At 44.1% G+C, this 24901-nt stretch carries 21 protein-coding genes; 11 read left to right on the forward strand and 10 right to left on the reverse strand.

The features are described from left to right. Positions 1–3708 (reverse strand): CHAT domain-containing protein, encoded by a 3708-nt coding sequence (locus AC6RV6_RS23870; RefSeq protein ID WP_500243387.1) that lies wholly within the window; start codon positions 3706–3708, stop codon positions 1–3. A gap of 258 nt (positions 3709–3966) precedes the next feature. On the opposite strand from AC6RV6_RS23870, the gene AC6RV6_RS23875 reads away from it, so the two are divergent. Then, the gene (locus AC6RV6_RS23875) at positions 3967–4452 is read left to right on the forward strand and encodes an SET domain-containing protein (protein WP_500243388.1); all 486 of its coding nucleotides are present in this window, start codon (positions 3967–3969) and stop codon (positions 4450–4452) included. Between the two features lie 108 nt (positions 4453–4560). Next, positions 4561–5193 (forward strand): phytanoyl-CoA dioxygenase family protein, encoded by a 633-nt coding sequence (locus AC6RV6_RS23880; RefSeq protein WP_500243389.1) that lies wholly within the window; start codon positions 4561–4563, stop codon positions 5191–5193. 4 nt (positions 5194–5197) lie between these two features. On the opposite strand, the gene AC6RV6_RS23885 is transcribed toward AC6RV6_RS23880, so the two are convergent. The 4 genes from AC6RV6_RS23885 to AC6RV6_RS23900 all read right to left on the reverse strand — a co-directional run bounded on the left by AC6RV6_RS23885 (position 5198) and on the right by AC6RV6_RS23900 (position 8550). After that, positions 5198–5992, reverse strand: a complete 795-nt coding sequence (locus AC6RV6_RS23885) for a GNAT family N-acetyltransferase (RefSeq protein WP_500243390.1) — start codon at positions 5990–5992, stop codon at positions 5198–5200. A 24-nt stretch (positions 5993–6016) separates the two neighbouring features. Further along, a complete protein-coding gene (locus tag AC6RV6_RS23890; RefSeq protein ID WP_500243391.1) occupies positions 6017–6871 on the reverse strand; it encodes a YqcI/YcgG family protein in 855 nt (284 codons plus the stop codon). A 78-nt stretch (positions 6872–6949) separates the two neighbouring features. Beyond that, positions 6950–7645, reverse strand: coding sequence for a histidine phosphatase family protein (locus tag AC6RV6_RS23895; RefSeq protein ID WP_500243392.1), 696 nt, complete (start codon positions 7643–7645; stop codon positions 6950–6952). Between the two features lie 53 nt (positions 7646–7698). Then, positions 7699–8550, reverse strand: coding sequence for a YqcI/YcgG family protein (locus AC6RV6_RS23900; RefSeq protein ID WP_500243393.1), 852 nt, complete (start codon positions 8548–8550; stop codon positions 7699–7701). Between the two features lie 327 nt (positions 8551–8877). Here AC6RV6_RS23900 and glgA point away from each other — a divergent pair, with 327 nt between their 5' ends. After that, the gene (gene glgA, locus AC6RV6_RS23905) at positions 8878–10329 is read left to right on the forward strand and encodes a glycogen synthase GlgA (protein WP_500243394.1); all 1452 of its coding nucleotides are present in this window, start codon (positions 8878–8880) and stop codon (positions 10327–10329) included. Positions 10330–10381: 52 nt separating this feature from the next. On the opposite strand, the gene AC6RV6_RS23910 is transcribed toward glgA, so the two are convergent. The 3 genes from AC6RV6_RS23910 to AC6RV6_RS23920 all read right to left on the reverse strand — a co-directional run bounded on the left by AC6RV6_RS23910 (position 10382) and on the right by AC6RV6_RS23920 (position 14896). Then, positions 10382–10882 (reverse strand): HmpF-related protein, encoded by a 501-nt coding sequence (locus AC6RV6_RS23910; protein ID WP_500243395.1) that lies wholly within the window; start codon positions 10880–10882, stop codon positions 10382–10384. A 98-nt stretch (positions 10883–10980) separates the two neighbouring features. After that, positions 10981–14253: a valine--tRNA ligase gene (locus tag AC6RV6_RS23915; RefSeq protein WP_500243396.1), complete on the reverse strand. Its 3273-nt coding sequence runs from the start codon at positions 14251–14253 to the stop codon at positions 10981–10983. Between the two features lie 214 nt (positions 14254–14467). After that, positions 14468–14896 (reverse strand): photosystem I reaction center subunit II PsaD, encoded by a 429-nt coding sequence (locus tag AC6RV6_RS23920; protein ID WP_500243397.1) that lies wholly within the window; start codon positions 14894–14896, stop codon positions 14468–14470. A gap of 118 nt (positions 14897–15014) precedes the next feature. Between AC6RV6_RS23920 and AC6RV6_RS23925 the strand changes: the two genes are divergently transcribed. The 7 genes from AC6RV6_RS23925 to AC6RV6_RS23955 all read left to right on the forward strand — a co-directional run bounded on the left by AC6RV6_RS23925 (position 15015) and on the right by AC6RV6_RS23955 (position 21812). Continuing rightward, positions 15015–15479: a GNAT family N-acetyltransferase gene (locus tag AC6RV6_RS23925; protein ID WP_500243398.1), complete on the forward strand. Its 465-nt coding sequence runs from the start codon at positions 15015–15017 to the stop codon at positions 15477–15479. A gap of 41 nt (positions 15480–15520) precedes the next feature. Beyond that, entirely contained in the window at positions 15521–15706 is a 186-nt protein-coding gene (locus tag AC6RV6_RS23930) for a DUF8621 family protein (RefSeq protein ID WP_500243399.1), read from the forward strand. A 207-nt stretch (positions 15707–15913) separates the two neighbouring features. Continuing rightward, positions 15914–17983: an NACHT domain-containing protein gene (locus AC6RV6_RS23935; RefSeq protein WP_500243400.1), complete on the forward strand. Its 2070-nt coding sequence runs from the start codon at positions 15914–15916 to the stop codon at positions 17981–17983. Positions 17984–18078: 95 nt separating this feature from the next. After that, positions 18079–18915: a Ycf66 family protein gene (locus AC6RV6_RS23940; RefSeq protein WP_500243401.1), complete on the forward strand. Its 837-nt coding sequence runs from the start codon at positions 18079–18081 to the stop codon at positions 18913–18915. A 69-nt stretch (positions 18916–18984) separates the two neighbouring features. Then, positions 18985–19989, forward strand: coding sequence for a M28 family peptidase (locus AC6RV6_RS23945; RefSeq protein ID WP_500243402.1), 1005 nt, complete (start codon positions 18985–18987; stop codon positions 19987–19989). Between the two features lie 19 nt (positions 19990–20008). After that, positions 20009–21586, forward strand: coding sequence for a hypothetical protein (locus tag AC6RV6_RS23950; protein WP_500243403.1), 1578 nt, complete (start codon positions 20009–20011; stop codon positions 21584–21586). A 61-nt stretch (positions 21587–21647) separates the two neighbouring features. Next, positions 21648–21812, forward strand: a complete 165-nt coding sequence (locus AC6RV6_RS23955; protein ID WP_500243404.1) for a hypothetical protein — start codon at positions 21648–21650, stop codon at positions 21810–21812. Positions 21813–22655: 843 nt separating this feature from the next. Here AC6RV6_RS23955 and AC6RV6_RS23960 read toward each other — a convergent pair. Next, the gene (locus AC6RV6_RS23960; protein WP_500243405.1) at positions 22656–23339 is read right to left on the reverse strand and encodes a hypothetical protein; all 684 of its coding nucleotides are present in this window, start codon (positions 23337–23339) and stop codon (positions 22656–22658) included. A gap of 430 nt (positions 23340–23769) precedes the next feature. On the opposite strand from AC6RV6_RS23960, the gene AC6RV6_RS23965 reads away from it, so the two are divergent. Next, on the forward strand, positions 23770–24171 hold the full coding sequence (locus AC6RV6_RS23965; protein WP_500243406.1) for a hypothetical protein: 402 nt from the start codon (positions 23770–23772) through the stop codon (positions 24169–24171). Positions 24172–24239: 68 nt separating this feature from the next. On the opposite strand, the gene AC6RV6_RS23970 is transcribed toward AC6RV6_RS23965, so the two are convergent. Next, the coding region (locus tag AC6RV6_RS23970; protein ID WP_500243407.1) for a hypothetical protein at positions 24240–24901 on the reverse strand (662 nt) is incomplete at its 5' end.

Genomic DNA, 24901 nt, shown 5'->3' on the forward strand with positions numbered 1-24901 from the left:
TTACCACGGCGAGCCAATTAGAGTAAAGCCCGACCAATAATAGGGATGCTGGAAATTGCGATCGCTCAAATTGGCCAACTCGGGGGGCAAGGCCACCCGGCCGAAAGGACTGACTAACTGTCCCGTTTCCTTACTATTAGATAAATTACCTTTTTTTTCTAAGCGCACTACCCCTTGAATCATGGCAATTTGCGCTTGTTGCAAAGCTTGGCTTTTCGTCGGTCTCTCCCGCAACTGGCGATAGAATTCGGTCATTAATGCCAAAGTTCCTGCATCATTCGCATACCAAAGACTTGCCACTGCGGAACTGACTCCCGATTGTACCGTTAATCCTGCAAAACCATATTCGGCGCTCTCATCTCCCAAAGCCGTGCGACAGGCACTTAACACCAATAATTCAATCTCTTTCTCTCCCCAATTTAACGCTCCCATTTGTTCTAAAGTGAGAGAGCGATCCCATAATTGAATATAAGACTCGGAGGGAGTGCCGGGTTGGAATTGTCCGTGAGTGGCTAAATGGACGATTTTTGCCCGGCTGCGTTGGGGTTCTTGTTGCAAAGCATTGAGGGTAAAAGTTTCATTGAGAAAGGTTTCCGGAGCATTGAAGTTGTGGGCAATGGTACTTACTTCGACGGGAACTGCGGGTAAAGCCTCTTGATTGGTAAACTCTGACATTCCCATCGCCACAACTGAACTATTGCGAATATCAGCATAATGTGGGGCAACAAAATGCAAACTGGGAACGAGAGAAATTGCGTAATTTTCGATTAAAAATCGATCGCTATCGTGTAATGCTGCCATCGGGAGCGTTCGCAAGCCATCATCAAGGACAAACATGAGGGTTTGAATATCAAAACGCTGTAAATCGCTTTGAGCGGGCGAAATGAGCCATTGATGCAGTTTTTGGGACGGGGCGAGATAACGAGTGTTGCGACGGTGGAGGGGGTGAGCGATCGCTGTTTGAAAATTGTAGATTTCCGCCAAGAGCGTTTCCCGAGAGACATCCGGGATGCTGTAATGAATGGGATCTCTGGTGGGGGGGACAAGGACGAGATCGAGGCGATCGCGGCGGGAAAAAATATAGAGGCTCGCTGTCATTTCTCCAGTTTCCTCGCTCATGCGGTGGAGCGTCGATTGCAAATCTTCGAAGGAAGGAGCAGAGGTGGCGCGATCGCGGCCAAAATAGCGTGAAAAACTGCGAGTGTGATAGAAATCTAAGGCAGCGATCGCCCCCTCAATATCACCGAGATCGAGCAAGTTCCCGATTTGCTCTCGAGAGAGGACTAAAGATCCTTCTGTATCGAACAAAGACCAAGATAACGCAGACAGCGATGGAGCTTGGAAAGGAGTCACAAGAGATGCCGACAAAGAGGTTGAGGTTATTGAAGGTGTTGAAGTTGTTGAGGGTGTTGAAGTTGAAGAAGGCGGTGCAATAAAAGTTTCAATATTAGCGATCCCCAATGTCCCCGTTGCCGTACCGTTAACGAGATCGACTGAAATAGAACTGCCATAATTCGAGTAATCAAGGGTATCAAAACCCGCTCCTCCGTCAATATTGCCATTAAAATTAACACCATTCGCGAAAGCAAAAGTATCATTAGCACTTCCTCCAGTAATGGTGGCAACATTGTTAAACGTCAAACTATTCGCCAAACCGCTTACACTCCCACTATTGCTTCCCGTCAGAGTCCAAGTTGTATTTTGATTCGCACCGATAAAATTACCTGCTCCAGCAATATGAGTGGATTGAGTCAAACTATTGGCATCGTTTAAGGTAATATTTCCCGTCCCATCCGTTCGACCGATTGTAACGGAACTAAATCCATTTTGTAAGGTTTGCAATTCGCTTGTCGTCAGGTCTAAGGCTGTGGTTATTGCTCCCGTCCCGCCCAAAATAATATCTCGACTTGCCGTCGCAGTTTCTAAAACGAAATTGCCCGTACCATTAATGGTTGCCGGAGTGACGAAATCAATGAGATTGCTGCGAATAGTCAAATCTTGGGTTGAAATCGTGGGATTATTGTTAAAAGCCAGTCGATCTTTAACATTGAGAGTAATTTTACCGGTTCCGGCATTGATATTCTGAAGAGTAACTCGATCGCCGTTTATGTTCAGATCCGCTCCATTAGTGTTAATCGTAGAATTATTAGCCATAATCATATTGCCAACGCCGTCATTATCAGCATCGGCAATAAAAGTAATCGAAGTTGCCGTCGTGAAATTTAATGTGGCAGTATCAAGAAAAATATTATTTGAGGCTTCGAGAATAATATTGCCACTCAACGCTTGTAAAGTTGCTTCATTAATCGTAATATTACCGGCAAGCTCTGCATCAGTGAGAACAGAATCGACTAAAGCGGCAACGACACCTGCTGAATCTGGGTTCGAGTCAATAGTAATATTTACGGGATCGAGCAACAATGTCCCATCTACTCCATTCGTCGCACTAACATCGACAAAACCCTCAAAAATCAGCGTATCTTTCCCAGAAGTTTCCACAAAACCCCCATCTCCAGATAGAGACCCCCCCCGCGCAAAAATATTGCCTTGAAAACCCGCGATCTCATCTGCCCAAACGATAACGCGACCGCCATTCCCTTGTGAGAAAGCATCGGCGCGAATTGTAGAATCAGCATCGATATAGACCCGATCGCTCGTCGGTAAATCCCCCAATCCTTGGTATTCTCCCCCGATTAACACCGTACCGCCGCCACTCTCTCCCGAAGCATCAATGTTGGCATTGAACAGCGCAATGCGATCGCCGAATATGCCGACATTGCCTCCCACATTTCCTACTGTTCCCAAGCTTGCATTGATATTTCCTGTAACAATTGCCGTTCCTGTTTCCCAAGGGATATTCTGTCCCGAAGCCAGTTGAACTTCTCGGGCATTATTCGTTTTTAAACCCGTCTCCACCCCTTGAGATTCTGCCCCGACGAGCAAAGCGGGCAAATCAAGAGGCGTAAAAGCGAGGGGATCTCCAGTTTCTGAAAGCGGAATATCCGGTTCGAGGGTTAAGATCGTCCCGGCTTGGGAGATTTTGACACGATTGGTTCCAGGGACGGCGGCGATGGTAATATTTCCCCCCGGTGCATTTAATTGTCCGGTATTAATCACCGTTCCTCCGGTTAAGAGGATATTATTTCCCGTGTCAACTGTTAAATTTCCAGCGTTGATAATTGGTGCTGGGTTATCGAGGGCAAAATCAAAATGGGTTGGCGTTCCGCTCAAGCGAGTATAATCATTACTGCCTGTTGCGTAAAAAATGCGATCGCGCCCCAAGCCAATCCCCGTTGCCGTCGTCGCAAAAAAGTCCCCCGGTACATTCAAACTCGCACTTGCACCGAAGACAATTCCGGCTGGATTCATTAAAAAAAGATGAGAATTCCCGCCGCTCACTTGTACCAAACCATTGATGAGAGAAGGATTACCGCCTATAACTCTGGCGAGAATATTTTCAATATTCGGTTGCGAAAGAAAATGAGCAATTTCGCCCGAACTTAAGCCAAATTCTTGAAAGCTGTGAAATAAATTATTTCCCGTTTGCGTTCCGCCTTGAATGAGATATGTATTACTACTTTGGTTAACATTCGTCCCCGTTCCATCCGATGCCGATTGAATCGGATTGGCCTTAACTGCTAGGGAGTTAAGACCACTGCATCCTAAAATGACAGCAAGAGAAAAAACTAGGAAAGTTCGATCGCCCATCAGAATATTTTGCTCTTAAGATTGAGAGTTAACTTTATTTTAACCGTTCAATATTTTTTGTTCTTAAATAATTTTATGGTTAATTGTTCAAGGTGTTGGATCTATCACGCCAATCTCTTGTTGAGGAAGCCCTCACCAGATCGGCTGAGTATCAAATCTCTTGTTTTAACGATCATAAGTACTGCTCGTCATTCACTAAAATAACGATATGTTATACTCCGATCGAAATAAATTACCAATAAATAGATTGCTGTAACTATGCTATTTATTAACACAGAAGTTCGCAGGTCATCAATATCTGGAGAAGGCTTGTTTACCTTAGAGTTTTTACCGAAAGGTAAGATTATCTCTATTTATGCTTGTGAAGATCCGGACGATCGCATTATTGATGAGAAATTATATCTGGAAGAATATGAGAATGCCAGCGAGATATACCAACATTCATTTATTAGGTTGATCGGCCACTATCAGATTGGCAACGGTCGAGAAAAAGGACTCGATGACTATATCAATCATTCTGATTCACCTAATCTTTTATCTCACTGTGGCGTATTTTTAGCAGTGCGAGATATTGCCGCAGGAGAAGAATTAACCCTCGATTATCGTTATCTTATGCCGGAAAATTTTCCTGAAAAATTTGTAGTCAACGGACAATTAATCTTAGGTTTGTCCAATAAAGAAGCATTACTACGATCGGCTCGAAAACTTATTAAAATCTTAGAAGACATTGACGATTTATCCTAAAATTGTAATATTTTAATTGAATTATATGTAAATTTAAAAATAAAATTAGAAGTAGTTTATGATAATATTATCATAACAACATTCCCATAGCCAATCGCCGAGAGATTTATGTTAACGACCCTAATGAAACAAAATTTTGCTGACAGTTTTGCTGACAATGGCTACGTTGTTGGAGAAAATATCATTCCTCCAGACCTTGCTAACGATCTACTTCGGGAAGGAAGAGAAATTGAGTCAACAGTTCCTGTCGAGGAACCGTTAATTATAAATGGCGCGTATAGCGGAGATGAGTGGTTTACCTGCGTATCTGAATATCCTGCTTTTAGGGAATTGGCACGCGCCCCCTTTTTAGTCGATCGCGTGGAAGCCATATTAAAAAGTCCTTGCGAACCCGAGCCTGTTTTTTGGTCTTTATTCCGCATTCATCCCGGACAAGGGAATACGCTCTGGCATCAAGATACTGACGTTCTCTATACTAACCCTAAAATTGGTGTTGGCTTGTACTTGTTTGGTAGTGAAGGGGGCAGCACTCAACAGAAAGTCGTTCCAAAAAGTACGGGATGGCCGTTTCCGACTCAAGAACAAATGCACGTTTCTCACCCCGAGGAAGTTACCATAGAGATGTCTGGACAAACGGCAATCTTTCAGAGTCCGCTACTCTGGCATACGAGCGTTTTGAATTCATCATCAGAGAGTCAGTTATTGCTGTTTTTATTTTATAAAGATGCCGAAAAATCTTAAAGATTTAAGATATCTGATAACTCAACCAAATATTAGGTTCAATGTAATATCCTTGGTTTGCTTCGCAGTCGATTTCTAGAGGAACAATTGCACCCGGAATAATGTAATTTCCAGTTTCAGGAAAGCGTATTTGGGTCATTTCTTCCCAGTAAGCAATAGGTTCGATAATGGTTGTAGAGCGATCGCAGATACCGATTAATTTTGCTCCCTGTTTGAGATTCATCCGCAACCAAGGATCGAAGGCAAAACCTGCCTCGTTTTTCCATTGAATGTATCGTTCTATTGGCGTGAGGGGATATAAATGTTTGAGAGTAGGGCGTACTGCTAAAATAATATGGGAAAATTGATGGTATCGAGCCAGTTCGTGCATATAATCCAAAAGATATTTACTTAAACCCCGACCTTGATATTCCGGGAGAATGGCAAGAGAAACGCTTCCTAATATCGTTGGCTCGCTCTTTTTTGATTTTGCTTCCAAACCAATCGTAAATGCCCAATCGCACCCAGTATTGGGCAATTCTTCAAAGGGTCGATCCCAAGGAATCGTCAGACAACTTGCTTGTGCCACTATTTTATCAGTGGCTTTTTCTACCAAACCAAATTGAAATTCTGGATAGAGAGCAAAAAAATCGCTCCATTCTTGAGAGTCAATAAAATCCTCAATTAAAAATCGAGGATAACACTGGCACAAAATATCATTGGTATTCTCAAAAAAGGATTGTCTTTCTTCATAAAAAATCAAATCAAAATAGGGATCGGCAGCAATATTTTCTGGAACTTTAGGAGAGAGAATTGGCATTTTTTCGGGGAGATTCAAAGAATTTTACTGGGAAAGTTTAGATGAGGAAGAGAATGAACGAAAGGGACATTTTCCTTGTTGTTGGTTAGAAGGATTGTAGCGAAAAGGAAACGGATATTGACGATCGTTGCGATCGCCAATTGCGGTAACTTGTGTGGTGCAATATTCGCGTTCTTCTTCAGAATCCCAAGGCTGTAGGAGAGGGTAGATCGGAACGAGATCGTATGTTTCCATGCGCTTATAAATATTACGGCGCGGTTCTTCTCCCCAAAGCTGTCGAACTCTTTCAAAAATATTATCCGGATTCACAATCATGGTTAAACCGGGACCCAAATTGCGCGATCGCCGTTTTTGGTTGGCAGGAGTACTAACATTGATAAATAAACTTTGTCCACCCAAACAATAGCGCCAGTCGATATCTGTTGGATCGGAGGGAATTTCAGCCGGCCAAGGAACGCGATCGCATTGATGCAATCCGTTTAAAACAGTATAGGCTTGCTCTATATAATGCTCGATCGGGTACTCGCCTTCTTCCCAAGGAAAAAAGATCGCAAGAGTCAACAAAAGTGAATCTTCTTCTAGAGTGTTTTCTTCTTCTAGAGTTCTTTCTGCTTCTAAATAGGCATAAATCGCCTCGAGAAGGTGTTCTAGACTTTCTCGATTTGTTGAAGAAGGCGCGATCGCATAGCGAATCATCTCTTTTTGTTCGGCTAAACTCCCAAAAAAACAGGGAAACCCTTCTCCTCGCAGCACAGTGGTAAAGGCTTCGTAACTCCCTCGAACCCACTCGGGCAACTCTTCAGCCTCCAAAGCCGATTCAAGTTGCAATTTCGTCCACAAGGGCGTTAATTTATCGGGAGATAAACGCGTGATAATCATGGGTTTTGAGTCCTCAATGTTCAGACAGTCTCGCAACCGCAATTTTAGCTAATTTATTTCGAGAAGAAATCAGATAACTTACTGTAATAGAACTCGCTGGGCCAAGATAATTTTTCTTTTCAAATTGCTGAGCTTGTCAAGTCTCGTGTAATTATTCTTTAAATGTTTTAAATGAGAAATATCGCCATTGAGTTCGATTTGCCAGCGATCGCCTTCTCCTACTAATTTAACTACGCCACACAGAGGACGACGAATTTTAAGTTTATTTTGCAGTAACGCTTGCGCCATACAAGCGATCGGAGAAGAATGAGTAACAATTAAGAAGTTTTCGGGAAAGTCTTGCGCTAACTTGCGGATGGTTTGGCGAGATCGCGCCAGCATCACCCGTTCGGGTTCGGGATAGCGAACCTCGATGCGAGAAGTATAATTCGGGTCAATGTTCGGAAAACGCTGTTTTAAAGCAGTCAGGGGAAGAATTTCCGGGGTTAGGGCAATCCAAGAGAGAGAAAGAAACTCCGATAAACCCGCCTCGAGTTTAATCGGAAGCGAGATCGCCTCGGCGACATAATTTGCCGTTTGTACGGTTCGCAGAAAAGGCGAAGCGAAAATATGTTGAATCTCCTCACCAATTAGATGTTGACCCAACGCTTTCGCCTGTTCTACCCCATCTAGAGACAACCCCGGATTAAACGGTTGAGATGCCATCTCGAGCCAATTGGGGTCGATAAAATCTTCACGGTTGCCATGTCTGGCGATCCAAATCGTTTGAGCCATATTATGTAAAAAAGCAATTAATACTACCTTCTCAGATTAAATGAAGAGAAGCATTAATCAGTTAGTTTAGGCACTTCAGAAGATTGATGAAAGGGGCATTCTCCTTGCTTTTGATTTAAGGGATGGTAGTAAAAAGGAAAGGTCAATTGACTATCATTGCGATCGCTTAGAAGAGATAGCTCAGCATACAAGAGATTGCGTTCCTCTTGCGGAAGCCAAGACCGCAGTAAAGGAGAGGGAGGAATGCGATCGTATTTTTCCACACGGCGATAAATCTTGTGGCGGGGTTCTTCTCCCCACAGTTCCCATAATCTTTGAAAGGTACTATCGGGATTGAGAATCATCGTTAAACCCGGCCCTAAATTGCGCGATCGGCGATCGCAATGACCCGGAGTACCAATATTCACAAAAAAGCTCCGTCCTCCCAAACAATAGCACCACTGGGGATTCTGCGGATCTGTAGGAATCTCCTCGGGCCAAGGAGTGCGATCGCGATGATGCAGTTCGTTTAAAAAAGTGAAGGCTTGCTCGCCATAGTATTCTACGGAGTGTTCTTCTTCCTCTACAGGAAAAAAGAGAGCGAGGGTGAACAAAAGTGCATCCTCTTCTGTATGATGCGCCGCTAGATGACTTTCCTCTTCTAGATAGGCATAAACCGCCGCGAGAATATGTGCAAATGTTTCAGGACTGCTTAGAGAAGGGGCGATCGCATAGCGAATCATTCCTTTTTGTTCGGCTAAACTGCCGAAAAAACAAGGAAAACCCTCTCTTCGCATTACTTTTGTAAAGGCTTCGTAACTCATCCGAACCCAATCGGGTAGTTTTCCCGTTTCCCAAGTCGATTCAAGTTGCAATTTCGTCCACAGAGGTGTTAATCCATCGGGAGATAAGCGCTCGATAATCATAGTTTAAGTTCTTGAACATCAGACAGTTTTGCGATCGTATTTTAGCGTTTTAGTCAGAAAGATCGGAGAAACTATCCTCATTAAATTTGCTGGAGTCAACTAATTTTCCCCTTTAATATCTCTTGTTGAGCTTATCCAGTCCCATCAATTATTCTCCAAAAAGTTATCCAACCATGTTTTCGCTAACTTAAGCATGGTTGGACGCGATCGCGATCGGGGACATAATTCGCGGTTGGCAAGGTTTGCAGAAAAGGAGAAACGAAAAATAGTTGACTGTTGACAGCCTGCAATTAACAATTAGCAAAGATACAGTTAACAAAAATCAACATGAAGATTTTATTCGTTGCCGCAGAGGTTGCACCATTAGCCAAAGTTGGGGGGATGGGGGATGTTGTGGGTACATTACCCAAGATTTTACGCAATATGGGGCATGACGTGCGGATATTTATGCCCTATTATGGCTTCCTCAGCACGAGTCCGATGTTAGACATTCCCGAAGAACCTTTGTGGTGGGGAACCGCCATGTTTCAAAAATTCGCCGTTTACGAAACTAAATTTGATGGCGATGTTCCCCTCTACCTCTTCGGACACCCTTGTTTCGATCCGAATCGCATTTATTATGGCGATGATGAAGATTGGCGCTTTACCTTCTTTGCTAATGGTGCGGCGGAATTTGCTTGGAATTATTGGAAACCCGATATCATTCATTGTAATGACTGGCACACGGGCATGATTCCCGTCTGGATGAACGAAACCCCAGAGATTAAAACTGTTTTCACGATTCATAATATTGCCTATCAAGGGCCTTGGCGTTGGAAACTAGAGCAATTTGCTTGGTGTCCTTGGTATATGCAGGGTCATAACACCATGTCCGCTGCCATTCAATTTGCCGATCGCGTGACCACAGTTTCCCCCACCTATGCCCAACAAATTCAAACCCCAGCTTATGGGGAACAACTCGATGGGTTAATGTCTTTTGTGGGTAGCAAATTGCGGGGAATTCTCAATGGGATTGATATTGAGAGCTATAATCCCGAAACCGATCGCTACATTGTCGAGAACTATAATGCCGACAGCATCGAAAAGCGGGTGGAAAATAAAATGGCTCTGCAAGAAGAATTGGGTTTGGAAATCGATCCCAAAAAGTTTCTCGTCGGAATGGTGACGCGTTTGGTGGAACAAAAAGGGATTGATATCCTCATGCAGGTGATGGATCGTTTCCTGTCCTACAGTGACGCGCAATTTGTGCTTTTAGGCACCGGCGATCGCTACTACGAAACCCAAATGTGGCATTTATCCTCTCATCATCACCGTCGCGTCTCGGCACAAATTCTCTACAATGATGGGCTATCCCGTCGGATTTATGCGGGAACTGATGCCTTTTTGATGCCCTCTCGCTTTGAGCCTTGCGGTATTTCTCAATTGCTGGCCATGCGTTACGGTTCGGTTCCGATCGTGCGTCGTACTGGAGGGTTAGTGGATACCGTTACCCACCACGATCCGGTAAATGGTGCTGGGACAGGGTATTGTTTCGATCGCTACGAACCCCTCGATTTCTTTACTTGTATGGTTCGGGCATGGGAAGGCTATCGCTATACAGACACTTGGAAGAGTTTACAAAAACGAGGCATGTCTCAGCGCTTTAGTTGGGATGATTCTGCGCGAGAGTATATCAAACTCTACAAAGAGATGCTGGATCTACCAATTGAGCAACTCCTTCCCGAAGAAAAAATGGCCATGGGTATGGCGGTAGCAACTCCAATTTCTAGCGCAGTCTAAGATTGGGAGAGTAGGATATGCAGGATGAACGCAATTCTTTCTCCTGCATCTTTTATTCATTTCCCAGTTCTTTCTCACGGCGATCGAGTTCTTCTTTCCGGCGATCGAGTTCTTCTTTCCGGCGATCGAGTTCTTTTTGTTTACTTTTGAATTTCTGTTCCATCGTCTCTCGACTCGATTCTAATTCTAAATTTCTGACAGTTAAGTCTTGACTTTTTAACGTTAATTCGTGTCTCCAGTGTTCAATTTGCTCTTGTTCCTCTGCGAGCCAAGATTGCGAATCTCCCGATACCGTCGCTTCGGGTTGCGAACGGATAAACAGCTGCTCTGTGACATCTGCGATCGCTTCAGGAACGTCCTTGTCATCCAATTTAACTAAAACTAAAAAGCCAACTTTGAGGGTAAAGGTTGCGGGAATTTGTCCATCTGCAAGATGTACCGATCTCGATACGTCATCGACAACCCAAGTATTATCGGGAGGGCTGTGTCTTGCCAGTAACTGCAAATTGATTCCCGATGTTGAATTGTTTTGCACTCGTGCTAGATATTGCATTAGTTTGGCAGTCGCTGACGATCGACAGAATGAATCAAGCAGTCAGATCCCGGAACAATCGCGATCGCAAAGGGAAATGCTGACCAAGATAAGGACAGTTATTTGAGGCGATTGAGGCGATCGCGTAAAATTTCCACCTGTTTTTGCGCTTCCGTTAAAGCATCTTTGGCACCCTGTACTACGCTATCTGGTGCTTTACTAACAAATTTAGGATTGTTTAAGCGTCCAGTTAAAGCCTTCACTTCTCCTTCAACTTTACCTAATTTTTTCTCCAGTTTTGTCCGCAAAGCAACTAAATCAACAACCCCTTGCAAAGGAATGAGAATTTGTACTGTTCCCACTACCCCAGCAAAGGCTTGAGGGAGTTCTTCTTGCAAGGTCGTTACGATCGCCACGGTTTCCCCTTTGGCTAAATCTTGAATGTAGGCTTGCCCGGCCATCAAGATTTGCCGTTCTTCTTCCTTTTCGCTTTGCAGGATAATTGCTGTTTTCACACCTGGTTTGATTTCGGCTTCTGCTCGCAAATTCCGAATCGCGCGAATGGTCTCGATGAGTAAGTTAAAGTGTTCTTCGAGAACAGGATCGATGAGAGTTTGCAGGTTTGGGGTTGAGAGTTGGGGATTGGGGTCTGGACGTTGGGGATTGGAAGGCGAAGAAGGGGTTTTTTCTGGTGGAATTCCTAACGTCTCATCCCAGCGCTTTTGCAGGATATTCTGCAGTTCTTGGCGACGGTCAGAACGGGCGAGATAGCGCCAAGTAAACCAACCCGAATAAACGATTCCGACCAGTTTTAATGTGGGTTCGACGAAAGGAATTGTGTTGAGGGTCGCGAGAATAGCAAGAAGTAGTTTGAATCCCACCAACGATCCTAAAGAGATCGCCCCAACAATCAAAGCCCGTTGATTATTTTGAAAAAATTGATTGATTCCCCCCGGTAAATTCGCCAGAAATTGCATCAAGGGATTCTCGTAGTCGGGAGATCGAGGGAGCAATTGTGGCTGTTGCTCTTCCTCTATACCACTGGTGACTGGTGACTGGTGACTGGTGACTGGTGACTGGTGACTGGTGACTGATAAAGGTTCGCTGCCCCAAGGATCGGCAATTTCATAACTTTGGGGTTTGAGGGGTGCGAGAATTTCATCGACTTCAGGATAGGATTGCTGGGCGATCGCACGAGTTTTGTTTTGCGTGAGAACTTGCCAGATCTCTTCGGTAATGTGAGGCATAAATGGGTGAAGGAGCTTGAGAGTTCCTTCGAGGACATAAGCCAGAGTTTGCTGAGCTGCCCGTTGAGAGGTGGGATTGTTTTGCGATCGCAGTCGAGGTTTGACCAGTTCAATATACCAATCGCAGAAATCCCCCCAAATAAACTCATAGAGGCGTTTGGCAGCTTCTCCTAAGCCATAATTATCGAGATCGTGGCGGGTCTCCCGGACGGTTTGATAGAAGCGAGAAAGCAGCCAGCGATCGCTCAACTCTAACGCCGCGAGATCGGGAAATCCCAAGCGATCGGGGGTTTGTCCTTCCAAGTTCATCAGCACGAAACGGGCGGCATTCCAGAGCTTATTGGCAAAGTTGCGCGAGGCAGAGACCGATTCGGATTCGTCGGTGGTGCGATCGTACTGCAAGCTGATATCTTGACCCGCCCCCGCCACTTCTTTAATGAGGGTATAGCGTAGGGCATCGGTACCGTATTTCCGAATTAAAATCAGGGGATCGATGCCATTCCCCGCAGACTTAGACATTTTCTTGCCGTTTTCATCCCGGACCAAGCCGTGAATGTAGACATCTTTGAAGGGCATCTCATCGGTGAAATGTCCGGCCATCATGGTCATCCGCGCCACCCAAAAGAAAATAATATCAAAGCCAGTAACGAGAGTGGAATTGGGATAATAAGCTTGCAAATCCGAGGTTTCCTTCGGCCAGCCCATAGTTGAAAATGGCCATAAGCCCGAGGAAAACCAAGTATCGAGAACATCAGCATCCTGTTCGAGTTGAACTTTTGTTCCAAACATGGCGGTGGCTTTCCCCATCGCTTCGGCTTCGTTGCGGGCGACCACAAAAGGAGTATTATCGGTGATTTTTCCGCCGGTTTCGCTGATGGCGTACCATGCTGGGATTTGATGTCCCCACCACAATTGCCGCGAGATGCACCAATCTTTTAAACGAACTAACCAATCGCGATACACTTTACTCCAACGTCCGGGGACGAAACGAGGGGAATTTTGGTTGTCGAGATGGTAGAGGGCGCGTTGGGCGAGGGGTTCGATTTTAACAAACCACTGGGTAGAGAGGAGAGGTTCAACGGGAACTTTACCGCGATCGCTATAGGGCACCGCATGGCGATATTCCTCCACATTGACCAATAATTTTTCTATTTCTAAGCGCTTGATGATATTGCGCCGTGCTTCAAAGCGATCTTGTCCGGCAAATTCTCCCCCATTTTCGTTGAGAGTGCCGTCTTTATTCAAAATATTGATAAAGGGCAAATTGTGGCGCTGTCCCATCTCAAAATCGTTGGGATCGTGGGCGGGGGTCACTTTAACGCAGCCGGTACCGAAGCTGGGATCTACCAACTCATCGGCGAAAATGGGAATCTCCCGCCCGACAATGGGAAGAATAACTGTTTTGCCGATTAAATCCTTGTAGCGATCGTCGTTGGGATTAACCGCAATGCCTGTATCTCCCAACATGGTTTCCGGGCGAGTGGTGGCGACTTCGATATGATTGTTGCCGTTACTGAGGGGATAGCGGAAATGCCATAAATAGCCATCGACTTCTTTATTTTCTACTTCTAAGTCAGAAACGGCGGATTGGGAGGAGGGACACCAATTCACCATATAATTGCCCCGATAAATCAACCCCTCATCGTAGAGGTTAACAAAGGCTTCTCGGACGGCTTCGCAGAGGGTTTCGTCCATGGTAAAGCGTTCTCGCGTCCAATCCGCAGATAAGCCCAAACGCCGCAATTGATTGACGATCTCGCCACCGGACTGATGCCGCCATTCCCACGCCCGTTCTAAGAATTTCTCGCGTCCGATCTCGTAGCGGGTTTGTCCTTCTTCTCGCAATTGGCGTTCTACGATGGTATGGACGGCAATACTGGCGTGATCGGTTCCCGGCAAACAGAGGGTATTTTTGCCTAACATCCTCTGATAGCGGACTAGGGTATCGATTAAAGCTGTTTCAAAGGCGTGTCCCATATGGAGACTGCCTGTAACATTGGGAGGAGGAATGACAATACTGTATAACTCGCCGCCTCGAGCGGGATCGGCTTGGAAAACGCGATTTTCTTCCCAGTATTGTTGCCACTTTTCTTCTGTAGCAAAGGGATCGTATTGGGGGGCGAGGGTTGGGATTGTTGCGGTCATTCGAGCAGAAGGGTAAGGAACGAAATAATTGAGGGAGCGATCGCCTTTATCGGGTATTTAACATTTTGCCACAGCCTCGCAAGGGTTTCGCGAATTAATTCGCGGGACGTGCGATCGCCGTTCGTTCCCCGCAATAAAAGGGGAGCAAAATGCCCCCCTCCCTAGTTTGAAAATTATTAGAAATCAATGTTGACTATTGGTCGAGTTGTTGGGTTTAAACCTCATAAGGTTGTTTACCGGAGAACTTCAGGGTAGCGGGTTCGGGGTTTTTGCCAATACTGCGAGTTTTGGTTCCCACGGGACTGCGACCTTGATTGACTTTTTCGGGGAATACGCCATCCGCCGGGTGAAGATACTGGATCTCTCCATTGGGATAAACCCGGTAAATTTTATAGTCCTGAATTTTCGGTTTGAATTTGGTGCGGAGTTGAGTTCCGAGGGCGAGACACTGTTCTTTACGAGCGAGGTAAAGTAGATTTGCGCCAGAGTTCATGATTGCCGCGCCACCTGTCGGCATTTCAAAAACTTGCTCGGATGTGCTGCTCCAAGTAATGGCATATTTTTCTTCGGTTTCTGCTTTGGTCAGCAATCCACCCGTGCTTCCTCCAAATTGAGGAGTTGTTCCGGTAAGAGCTTCTGTCATAATCCTTCTCTCTAAATCTGAATGATTTAGGGGCATGCTATCACTGTGAGGCTCTATATTTTCAGGTTCTGTCAAGAACTGTAACAGTTGTTTAACATTAGATTTTGAGTTATGGGTTATGGATAGTGGAGAATTACCAAAAAGTTGTTTGTTGCGTCGGGCTGTACGAGAAGATATGAGGACGATTCGGCGTTTGGTTTGGGGGGCGCGACTCGACCCGACTCAGTTACGCTGGCAACAATTTTGGACGATTTCTAGAGCGGGGACAATTATTGCTTGCGGACAGTTGCGCTCTTTTGCTGATGCGGAAGAGTTGGGCAGTTTAGTGGTGGCGCGAGGCGATCGCGATCGCGGTTTGGGTTCTTTTCTCACTCGGCATCTCGTTCAAGTTGCCACAAAACCGCTCTATTTAGAATGTTTGGGGACAAAATTGGTGAATTTTTATCAGCAATTGGGGTTTGTCGTGGTGACTTGGGAGGAGTTGCCGCGATCGCTAAAGTTCAAGTTCGCTCTCTCTCAACTGGCTAAAGTTTTAATTCGCCTTCCCGTCACGTTTATGCACTATCCAAGCTCAACTCGCTAACAGTAAACTGGATAAGTTGAACGTTATTCTGGACAATGACCATGACAACACATTTTATTACTGCTGAGATTGACTTACAAGCAACGCCGATTCAATTAAAGCAAGAAATTGAAGCAGAATTGGAGAAACGCGGACAACCCTTGCGCTGGGCAATTACTGAAGTGGATGAGGAAACTCAAAAAGCGAAAGTTGAAGCGGTGGTGACGGTGAATTCTGAAACCGAATGATTGAAAGCGATCGCCTTCTTTGATTGGGTGTCAAAGGACTAACTCACAAGCTCCCTAAATTCCTTAAAAGTGCGATTGTATTTCTCAATGCGATCGCTTTTTCATTAACAATTAAGCACAATACGACAGAGGCTTGCAATTTCTTTTTGGGGGTCATGGTACGATCGAGTCAGATTCATTGCGCTTTGGATTCTCAATCGACTCTCTATGACAGCTATTATCGAGACATTGGCGATCGCAGCCATTAGCGGCATTGCCGTCCCTATTTTCCAATCTATCTGGGAAACTGGAGGAAAAGCCCTCGATTTCATCGGTAAAGGTGTAAACGAACAAACCCGCCAGTTAATTTTTAATGCCTCGCAACAATATGCAACCAATTATACAGAACGTCACGGCACTCTCAAAGTTTTGGGAATGCGCGAACCGGTCAATTTAGAGTCCGTTTACACAACGGTTCGAGTTGTTGATGAAGAAAATATCCGCCAATTTGAATCCCTCAAAGATCGAGAAGAAAACTTTCGTCAAGGACGACATCGCAGATTTACTCCCAATGATACTCAAGTCAATGATACTCAAGCACAAAGAGGCATTGACATTGCTAAAACGCAACAATACTTAATGATTTTAGGCGCACCGGGAGCCGGAAAATCAACATTTTTAAAGCGAGTCGGTTTGGAGGCATTAAAAGGCCAAGAAGGAGAATTTGATTTTTCTTGTATTCCTGTTTTTATCGAACTCAAACGCTTTGATTCTACGGATATTTCTTTAGAAGACTTTATTACAAAGGAATTTGAAATCAGTGGCTTTCCGACTGCCGATAATTTTACCCAAAGAGCCTTAGAACAAGGAAAATTATTAATTTTATTGGATGGTTTGGATGAAGTTCCCAGCGAAAATTTAAACCCGTTAATGGGACAAATTCAAGATTTTGTCGATCGCTATGCTCATAACCGCTATATTCTATCTTGCCGCACGGGAGCCGTGAGAAGTAGTTTGGCTCGTTTTTCCGATGTTATTATTGGTGATTTCGACGATCGACAAATCGAAGAATTTATTCAACATTGGTTTAGTTCCGATCGCGATCGCGAAGCCGAAACCGCACAAAAATGCTGGCAATTACTACAAAAACCCAAGAATGCCGCCGCCAAAGAACTCGCCCACACGCCTTTATTATTAACATTTCTCTGTCGTATTTACGATCGCTCGCAAAATTTCCCCAGCAATCGTAGCGTACTCTATCGCAAAGCCTTGCGAATTTTACTAGAAGAATGGGCATCGGAAAAGCGCATTCAACTCGATGAAATTTATCACGGTTTGCACGCAGAAGCCGAAGAAATTTTGCTATCTGAAATTGCTTATCAAGGTTTTAATAACGATCGCTTTTTCTTCTCTAAATGGGAACTCGTCGAACCGATTAAAACTTTCCTGACGGATAATCTCAATGCACCGCAAAATTTAGATGGGGAATCGATTCTGAATTCTATCGTGATTCAACAGGGAATTATCGTCAAACGGGCTGAAGATGTTTATTCTTTTTCCCACGTTACTTTACAGGAATATCTTGCTGCTCAATACATTACTGACAACGATTTAATTGAAGAAATCGTGCAAACTCATCTCAAAGAAATGCACTGGCAAGAAGTCTTTGTTTTAATTGCCGGATTGATGCGAGGAGGAGCCGATCGCTTGTTATTATGGGTGGAACGGGAAGCCGATCGCTTTCTCGATACCCCAGAAGGACAAACCTCGCGATCGCTATTAAGTTGGGGCGATCGCATCACCACAGAAACCGAGGGCAAATACGAACCAACCGCCAAACGCGCGATCGCTTTAGCGCTTGCTTTAGCCCTCACTCCCGCCCGTCATCTCGCTCGCGCCCTCGCTCCTGCCCTTACTCGCGTTCTCACGGAAGCACTGATTGATGTTGGTGATAATAGTGCCGCCCTCGAACTCGCCCAAAAATTGCAACAATTGGAAATATTTCAGGAATGGGCGATCGCCATCTTAATTGAAAAATTGCAGGCAATGAGCGATCGGGCAACAGATGTGGAAGCCTTTAGCCATCACATCCAGCACTGTTTCCTCGAAGCCTTTGAACTGACCCCAGAACTAATGTGCTTATCAGAAACCGAAATACAAGTTTTTAAAAACTATCTTTATGCCAATCAATTAATCGTGCGCTGCAAACAAGCTGCGGTGAGAGTATCTCCGCAAACGTGGGCAGAAATTGAAGCGCGAATGTTGCGGGTTTCTTCGCGATCCGACTCATCCCGTTGAAGGGCGATCGCAAATTACGAAAAATCCTCATCAACATGGTTAAATTGAGAACAAAGAGTGTTATCTCCAAACAAACCTAGAGAGGAGTTCTGAGAATGCTGGCACACATCCTAGCAATCGCTGTCGGTTTGGGTAGTTTTGCCCTTTATATGGTAGCTTTCTTCTATCCTGAAATCTATCGCCGCAATGACTTTATCTGGAGTGGGGTAGGGCTCTTTTATGCGTTGGTTTTATGGGTGTGTGCCGGGCGCATCACAGGGGGCGTATTATTGGGTCAAATGGCGGGAGTAGGGCTTTTGATGGGGTTGGGATGGCAACTCCTCGAATTGCGCCGCGAGAAAACTCCCCAAGAACAGCAAACAGAGGTTTCCCCCCAAATTCAAGCAAAATTAGTCAATCTCATTACTCCTCTCACTAAACTCTTTAATCAATTGAGAACAACTTCTTCTCGTCCTGTTCCTGTCACTAAAGTTGAAGATGCAGGAGAAGCCGTATTAGAAACGCCGGTTACGACGACAAATCGAGAAACTACCTCAGAATCGCCAAAAAATACGCCTCCAGCAACTGTTGTTGAAACTCCCATACCTTCTGTAGAAACGCCCCCAGAACCCCCAAAACCAGTCTCTCCAACAGCTGTTATCGAAACACCAACGGAAAAAGTAGTGACTTCCAGTGCGGCAAAAACAACACCATCTCAACAATCGGCTAACAATGCGATCGCTGTTGAAGAAATTGACGATTTTTGGGAGGATGAAGCGGTACAAGAAGATAAATCTGAGGTTCCCGAACCCGCGATCGTGAGTAATTTGGAGGATTTAACCAACCTCGATCGCCCGGTGGATAATTTAGAAGCAGAAATGACGCAATCCTTTGAAAGTATGGTCTCGGAAGCAGATTTAACGGCTTCTGAAACTTCTAAAAAATCGGAATAAATGAGTAGGGAGGGAAAATTGCGATCGCGTTGCTTTTGAGGAAGTGCGATCGTATTTTTGGTTTAAGCAATGAAATTTAAAATCATCAGTAAGAACGGACTTAAGCGAAGTATTATTATCTTAGGTATTTTAGTCTTTGTTTTATTGGGGATATGGAGAATGTTTATAATGATGCCGGGGAAAAGTTATCAGGGTGAATTACCGCCTTTAACCGCTAACGAACAACAATTAGCAAAAGATTTGCAGCAAGATTTAGAACGATTTGGAGAACTTGGCGAACATAATTATATTTTCTACGACAATTTACAGGCTGCGGAAAAGTTCCTCATTTCTGCTTTACAATCTGCTGGATATGAAGTTAATTTGCATGGCTATGATATTGAGAAACAGCATTTTAATAATATTGAGATAGAGATACCGGGAACAGATAAAGCTGATGAAATTGTAGTTATTGGGGCGCATTACGATTCCGTTGTCGGGAGTCCGGGGGCAAATGATAATGGTTCGGGTACGGTGGCAATTTTAGCCCTAGCGCGGGCATTTTCCGGGCGACAATTTTCGCGAACTTTGCGACTGGTGGAGTTTGTTAATGAGGAACCGCCGTTTTTCTGGACGGATGATATGGGGAGTTTGGTCTATGCGCGGAAATGTCGCGATCGCAAGGAAAATATCGTCGGAATGCTGAGTTTAGAAACAATGGGTTATTATTCCGAAAAACCGGGGAGTCAAGAATATCCTCTCGGTTTGTTAAATATGGTTTATCCCATCACGGGAAATTTTATTGCTTTTATTGGCAATCTGTCATCAAGTCAGTTGGTTAGGAGTGCGATCGGTTCATTTCGCGATCGTACTCAATTTCCTTCAGAAGGTGCAATGCTTCCTGAAAATATTTCCGGGGTAGGATGGTCGGATCATTGGTCATTTTGGCAAGCAGGTTATCCGGCGTTAATGGTGACAGATACTGCCCCTTTTCGCTATCCTTATTATCATACGGAGCAAGAGGTGTATGATAGAAAAGTGACCTTTTTGAAGACTTTTCAGAAGTTAACTCACCAAAAAATAAGTAAAAAATAAGTAAATGAGTAACAACACCATGACAGGCTTTACGCCGATTTGGGAAGGACTAATCACTGATGGCAGTTTTCAGCCAGCCGAACTGCTTAAGCGGGTTAAAGGCGACCTCAGAACTAAATATCAGTCAGCCAAGTACAAAGCTATGCCTACCGTTAAAGGTAAATCGGTTGTACTGCAATTTCGTAACCCCGACACAGGGAAACAAGTTAACAAGGGGTGCGGGGGTTGCAAATTCGACTTAAAAGGAGTAAGAGACGCTGCCAAAAAAGCCGATCTAGTGACTCAGGTTTTAAACAATGGGTCTTTTTCTTGGGACTGGTTCGAGACTGCTATTCAGGGAAACTCGGTCACGACGAAAGAGAAAGAACGACTAAAAGAAGAAAAGGAAAAAGAAGGGGAAAACAAGCCTGTAGGGGAATTATTTGCAGCGCACAAAAAGCATTGGTTTAATGAGGATAAACGGAGTCGAAACCCAAGGAAAAACCCCGTTAAGGCTTGGTATAATCATCGCCGATGGCTTGATAATACTTTTCTAAGCGAAGAAAGTTATGACAAAAAACTGAGCAAATCTTTAATTGTTGAGTGTATTGAGAAAACCCAAAATGATTCAGATACAAGAAAATACACCCTTAATGCACTACAAAGGTTTCTTGAATGGATCGACAGGTGGGACGAATATTCAAAGGTGATTGAAGGATACAAAAAAGCAAATAATCCAGAAAGAGAACAGCGAGATGTTCCTAGCGAAAAAAAAATTGAACAGATTTTTGAAACTGGATTTATACCGTATCGAACAAGAAACGGCAAAAAACATATTTTAAAGACTTGGATACCGAATCACAAAAAATGGCAGTTCCTTTACGCTTTATTAGCTGTTTATGGATTGCGCGTACATGAGGCTTGGAATATTAAAAACTGGGATAAACCAGTTGTTCTGGGTAAGGGTGACTGGGTGGAAGTTGAAGACTTTCCCGAAGATATAGAGGATATCAAGTCAGAAAATATTCAGATAGAAGATGTTGTCCCTGCCATTCTTGACCCAAACAATAAAAATAAGTTTTTGGCAATAGGACACAAGACCAAAACAGGCTATCGACTAGCCGCACCTTTGTCACCAGAAGGCAAGGACTGGTTTGAACAATTTGGATTGAATCAACCGATGAATTTGCCAGATATTAAAGAACCATTAGAATACAACGGCGATAACCAAACTGGCTACAAATGCACAAATACGACTTGCGGTTGGTTCAATAAGCATCATTTTGGGTTTACTCCTCACGATTTACGTCATGCTTACAATCATCGCGGTCATGGATTGGGAATAGATCCAAGTACAATAGCCGATTCATTGGGACATTCTCCTGAAATGAATCTAGGAACGTACTACCGAAGTATGTCTACTACTCGAAAACAAGCAAAAATGAAAGCATCTTTAGAGCGAGCTAAACAGAAGCAGTCTGAAACCGAAAAACTAAAGGAAGAAAACGAACGACTGAAAACAAAAGTAGTTCAACTAGAAACAGCGATACAGTTCAAGGACGAGGAAATAGAGCGGTTGCGAACTGAGTTGCAGATGATGAAGGCTGTACAGGGCTAATGCGATCGCAAAGCGAATAACGAGGGTGTAGTTTCTGGCTATGCCCCTTTTTAGTACCTAGATGAAGCCGAGTAAGGTTAGACCCGTTAGACCCGTTAGACGGCAAAATAAGCCCCGTTGGGGTGACGAGAGGATGGGGGTTACAGGGTGGTTTTCGACAAACCAGCACGAATATAAGCCAGAGCGTTTTTATCTCGTGGCGATCGCGTGCTTAGAGGAACGCTAGGGTAACGAATAACGAAACCTTAAAGGTCTCGCAATCTTACCTCCCGATTGTTGGGAGAAGAGAGAAAGGCGATCGCGTGACTGTTCGTCGGGAATGTTTCCCCCCGCACCCCCCTTCTTAAACCCGTCCTATCGGAACGCTTCTTAAGCTACCTAGAACGCTCTACAACGAGCGATAACGGCTTTAGGTAGTCTGATACTCGGTAACGCGATTACATCGTTTCTAGAGAGTCGCTACAACGCTTATATATCGATGGATTCATAATGTGAGGTTAACGCAAACATACTACATACTACATAAAATTAATTCGTTTGTATCGGTTAATTAGTATTAGGAAAAGTTGATGAGCTTAATCAGTTTGATGAAATGTGACTGAAATCACAATCCTTATATATCAAGGGGTCTAGAAGCATTCTCGACAAATCAACATGGGTCGCTAAGCGAGTTACTGATAGAAACTAACGGAATTGTAGAGACTAAACGAAACCGCGATGCGGATTGATTATTACCCCTTACCCCATCCCTTGAGAGAACAAGTTAGCGCCGCTAGTCCTTGCGTCAAGGTCAAGCTCTGTTGATTTCATCAAACCTTGACTCAATGCCGTCGCAACGCTTTCTTTCTCTTTTTGGAAGGGATGGGAGAGGGGGAATGTCTGTGCTTTTGCCCTGTCGGGGAAATTATTAATTCGTTAATCGCGACGAGGCGATAGTGTGTGTATTTTTTGAGAAAGGCTTTAAAGGCTTTGAAGGCTTCAAAGCCTTTCCTGAAATATACAAAGGGTACAGCAAAAAAAAAGGCGTAGCCCCGTGACTACAACCCATTACGATAATTATTTTGACTGATTATTTAGCGGGTCTAAGTAACTCCCAGCCCTCGCTAACGGAAGCTCTGCACTGTGTGCCGAACAGACCGTCTATTCGGTAAATTGTTTTTTGGAAATGAACAAAAGAATTGTTTAGGCGATAGCGATTGTACTCAAAAGAAGGTGCTACCTTTTCTGTTCTTAATAAGTATTGTAAACGATCGTATTCGTCCATACTGTCACGCCATGCGTCTAGACGATTAAGCCCTATATGCTGGGAGACTGGTATGTTCAAGACACCGGGTTCGGCGTTATCAGTCATAAATAGAATACGTTCAATATTTAATTCAGCGATTACCCAGAAGCGCCCTTTTTTCGTCTCTTCCGACAGGAACTGAAAAAACTCTGCAAAGGTCGCTTTCCCTAGACCCGGTATATTCGTCTCGAATGGTTGTGACATCGGCTTACCTGAAATATTCTCTGTCTCCAAGATAAGGCGAAAAAGTTCGCGATCGCTTACACCTAGTCGGTCAAGTAAAAATCGCTTAACCCAAAAGGAAATATAGGAACGGTCGTACCGAATTAATATCATTTCGTTTCTGTACGGCTTCTTGTCGAGATACCCTCGATCCATTAGCATCTCCCGCTTAGGCTGTAACGGTCGGTTCGGTAAGTCGATTTCAGACCAGTGAACTATCTTTCTCTTGTTTTCGTTTTCCGGCATAATAAAAACGCCCTCCTGTTGGTGGTATCAATGGGGGTGGAAGTCGTCCTAGATGGGTGTTGGTAGCACTCGCCTAGGGCGCGTTGATTTGAATGAAATTAAAGCATGATTGGGTTATTCTGTCGATCGGTTTGTGAAGAAAGGTTTCTAACCCTCGAAACCCCTATTCTTTCGTTGCTTAGGGATAGTGTGTGTATTTCAGGAAAGGCTTTGAAGCCTTCAAAGCCTTTAAAGCCTTTCTCAAAAAATACAAAGGGTACAGCCCCAAAGCCTTTTCACAGAAAGATTTAACCTGTTTTTACTAACGATAAAGAGAATAAATGTCCCATATTTTAAAAGCGACACAAGTTTAGTTTTACTTATAACTTATTGACCGGTTAAATTAAACTATTTACTATAAAAATACAAACGAGGAAAGGGACTGTTGATCATGTCTAGCGATAACGAAACGGTAACTATTGAAAAGGACTTTTATGATGCGTCTATCGGTGAAATGTTTAAGATGAAACTCGCGGCAAAGTTTGCCTATATCGAGGACGATGACGATTACTGGGATGCGATCGTAGAGTTTTACGAGGATAACCCAGACCTTTTCGAGATTGACTTAGAGTCAGGCAAATGGAAAGTTCGGAGCGGTCGTTACCTAAATGAAAATGAAGGAATCCCGATCGCCTTGGCTACCTGTTTTGACCATCTCGTTAACTATTACTTTGAACAAAAGGAGGCTGAAAAAAGCTGCGACGAACTTTTCGGGGAAGAGGACGAGGAAAGGGAAGAGGACAGAAAAATAACTATTGCACGCCTAGAGAAACAGTTAGAAATCGGCGCTTAGTCTGGCGAAAAAACGAACGAATGGAGGGGTGTTTCTCCCCTCTATTTTTTGTATTTCATACTTTAAAACTACTGTTCTGTAAGACTTTCAAAGAGTTTCCATGTTTCTTCTGGTGTAGTCTTTGAGGGGTCAAATTCAGCTACTAATTTTTGCTTATTCGAGTGATTAGGTAACAGTTTCACTAAACCTTTTAAACTGTCGGCTATGAGATTTTTAGCTTCTTTCAGGTCAATCCCTTTTAGTTCTCCTCTAATAGGTTTACTCGCTTTTTTGAGTCCTAGAGGAAGCATAGCCCATGTCTTGAGGAAGTAATCGGATGGATGCTCATTCTGTAGCTTCCACAGAAAGGACTCGTCTACCTGTTTCACGAAATAATGAGTAAACTCTCGAAAGGTTTCGTCGGTGTTGTAAATCGTTTGATTATGAATGTCTAAGGGAGGTTTAATCGTCTCTCTCGCTATTTTGCTCATCGCTCCGTAAATCGAATCAATTAGGTACTTTGACTGCTTTTCTCCTCTGTCTACAACAGCGATATTGATGTCGTAACAGGGGATTTTTTTTTTAGAACTCGTTGCTACCTGTATCCCGATACTTGCAACCCATAGTTTAAAAGAGTTCTTGTTTAATATTCCTCCCAACTTCTTTTTAAACCCGTCCCAATCCCTTAGAAGATTGGCGATCGCCTCGTTCGATGCGTCGGGATAAGTAATAACTATCCAGCGAATGCGCT

This window comes from Spirulina sp. LEGE 11439 (assembly GCF_059821285.1).

Excerpts from the sequence above, each read along its gene's own strand:
- AC6RV6_RS23890 (WP_500243391.1), bottom strand. The coding sequence starts at position 6,871 with ATGATTATCACGCGTTTATCTCCCGATAAATTAACGCCCTTGTGGACG.
- AC6RV6_RS23960 (WP_500243405.1), bottom strand. The coding sequence starts at position 23,339 with ATGCCGGAAAACGAAAACAAGAGAAAGATAGTTCACTGGTCTGAAATC.
- AC6RV6_RS23910 (WP_500243395.1), bottom strand. The coding sequence starts at position 10,882 with ATGCAATATCTAGCACGAGTGCAAAACAATTCAACATCGGGAATCAAT.
- AC6RV6_RS23870 (WP_500243387.1), bottom strand. The coding sequence starts at position 3,708 with ATGGGCGATCGAACTTTCCTAGTTTTTTCTCTTGCTGTCATTTTAGGA.
- AC6RV6_RS23925 (WP_500243398.1), top strand. The coding sequence starts at position 15,015 with ATGGATAGTGGAGAATTACCAAAAAGTTGTTTGTTGCGTCGGGCTGTA.
- AC6RV6_RS23885 (WP_500243390.1), bottom strand. The coding sequence starts at position 5,992 with ATGCCAATTCTCTCTCCTAAAGTTCCAGAAAATATTGCTGCCGATCCC.
- AC6RV6_RS23895 (WP_500243392.1), bottom strand. The coding sequence starts at position 7,645 with ATGGCTCAAACGATTTGGATCGCCAGACATGGCAACCGTGAAGATTTT.
- AC6RV6_RS23900 (WP_500243393.1), bottom strand. The coding sequence starts at position 8,550 with ATGATTATCGAGCGCTTATCTCCCGATGGATTAACACCTCTGTGGACG.
- AC6RV6_RS23950 (WP_500243403.1), top strand. The coding sequence starts at position 20,009 with ATGACAGGCTTTACGCCGATTTGGGAAGGACTAATCACTGATGGCAGT.
- AC6RV6_RS23875 (WP_500243388.1), top strand. The coding sequence starts at position 3,967 with ATGCTATTTATTAACACAGAAGTTCGCAGGTCATCAATATCTGGAGAA.
- AC6RV6_RS23965 (WP_500243406.1), top strand. The coding sequence starts at position 23,770 with ATGTCTAGCGATAACGAAACGGTAACTATTGAAAAGGACTTTTATGAT.
- AC6RV6_RS23955 (WP_500243404.1), top strand. The coding sequence starts at position 21,648 with ATGAAGCCGAGTAAGGTTAGACCCGTTAGACCCGTTAGACGGCAAAAT.
- AC6RV6_RS23935 (WP_500243400.1), top strand. The coding sequence starts at position 15,914 with ATGACAGCTATTATCGAGACATTGGCGATCGCAGCCATTAGCGGCATT.
- AC6RV6_RS23920 (WP_500243397.1), bottom strand. The coding sequence starts at position 14,896 with ATGACAGAAGCTCTTACCGGAACAACTCCTCAATTTGGAGGAAGCACG.
- AC6RV6_RS23930 (WP_500243399.1), top strand. The coding sequence starts at position 15,521 with ATGACAACACATTTTATTACTGCTGAGATTGACTTACAAGCAACGCCG.
- AC6RV6_RS23940 (WP_500243401.1), top strand. The coding sequence starts at position 18,079 with ATGCTGGCACACATCCTAGCAATCGCTGTCGGTTTGGGTAGTTTTGCC.
- AC6RV6_RS23880 (WP_500243389.1), top strand. The coding sequence starts at position 4,561 with ATGTTAACGACCCTAATGAAACAAAATTTTGCTGACAGTTTTGCTGAC.
- AC6RV6_RS23915 (WP_500243396.1), bottom strand. The coding sequence starts at position 14,253 with ATGACCGCAACAATCCCAACCCTCGCCCCCCAATACGATCCCTTTGCT.
- AC6RV6_RS23945 (WP_500243402.1), top strand. The coding sequence starts at position 18,985 with ATGAAATTTAAAATCATCAGTAAGAACGGACTTAAGCGAAGTATTATT.
- glgA (WP_500243394.1), top strand. The coding sequence starts at position 8,878 with ATGAAGATTTTATTCGTTGCCGCAGAGGTTGCACCATTAGCCAAAGTT.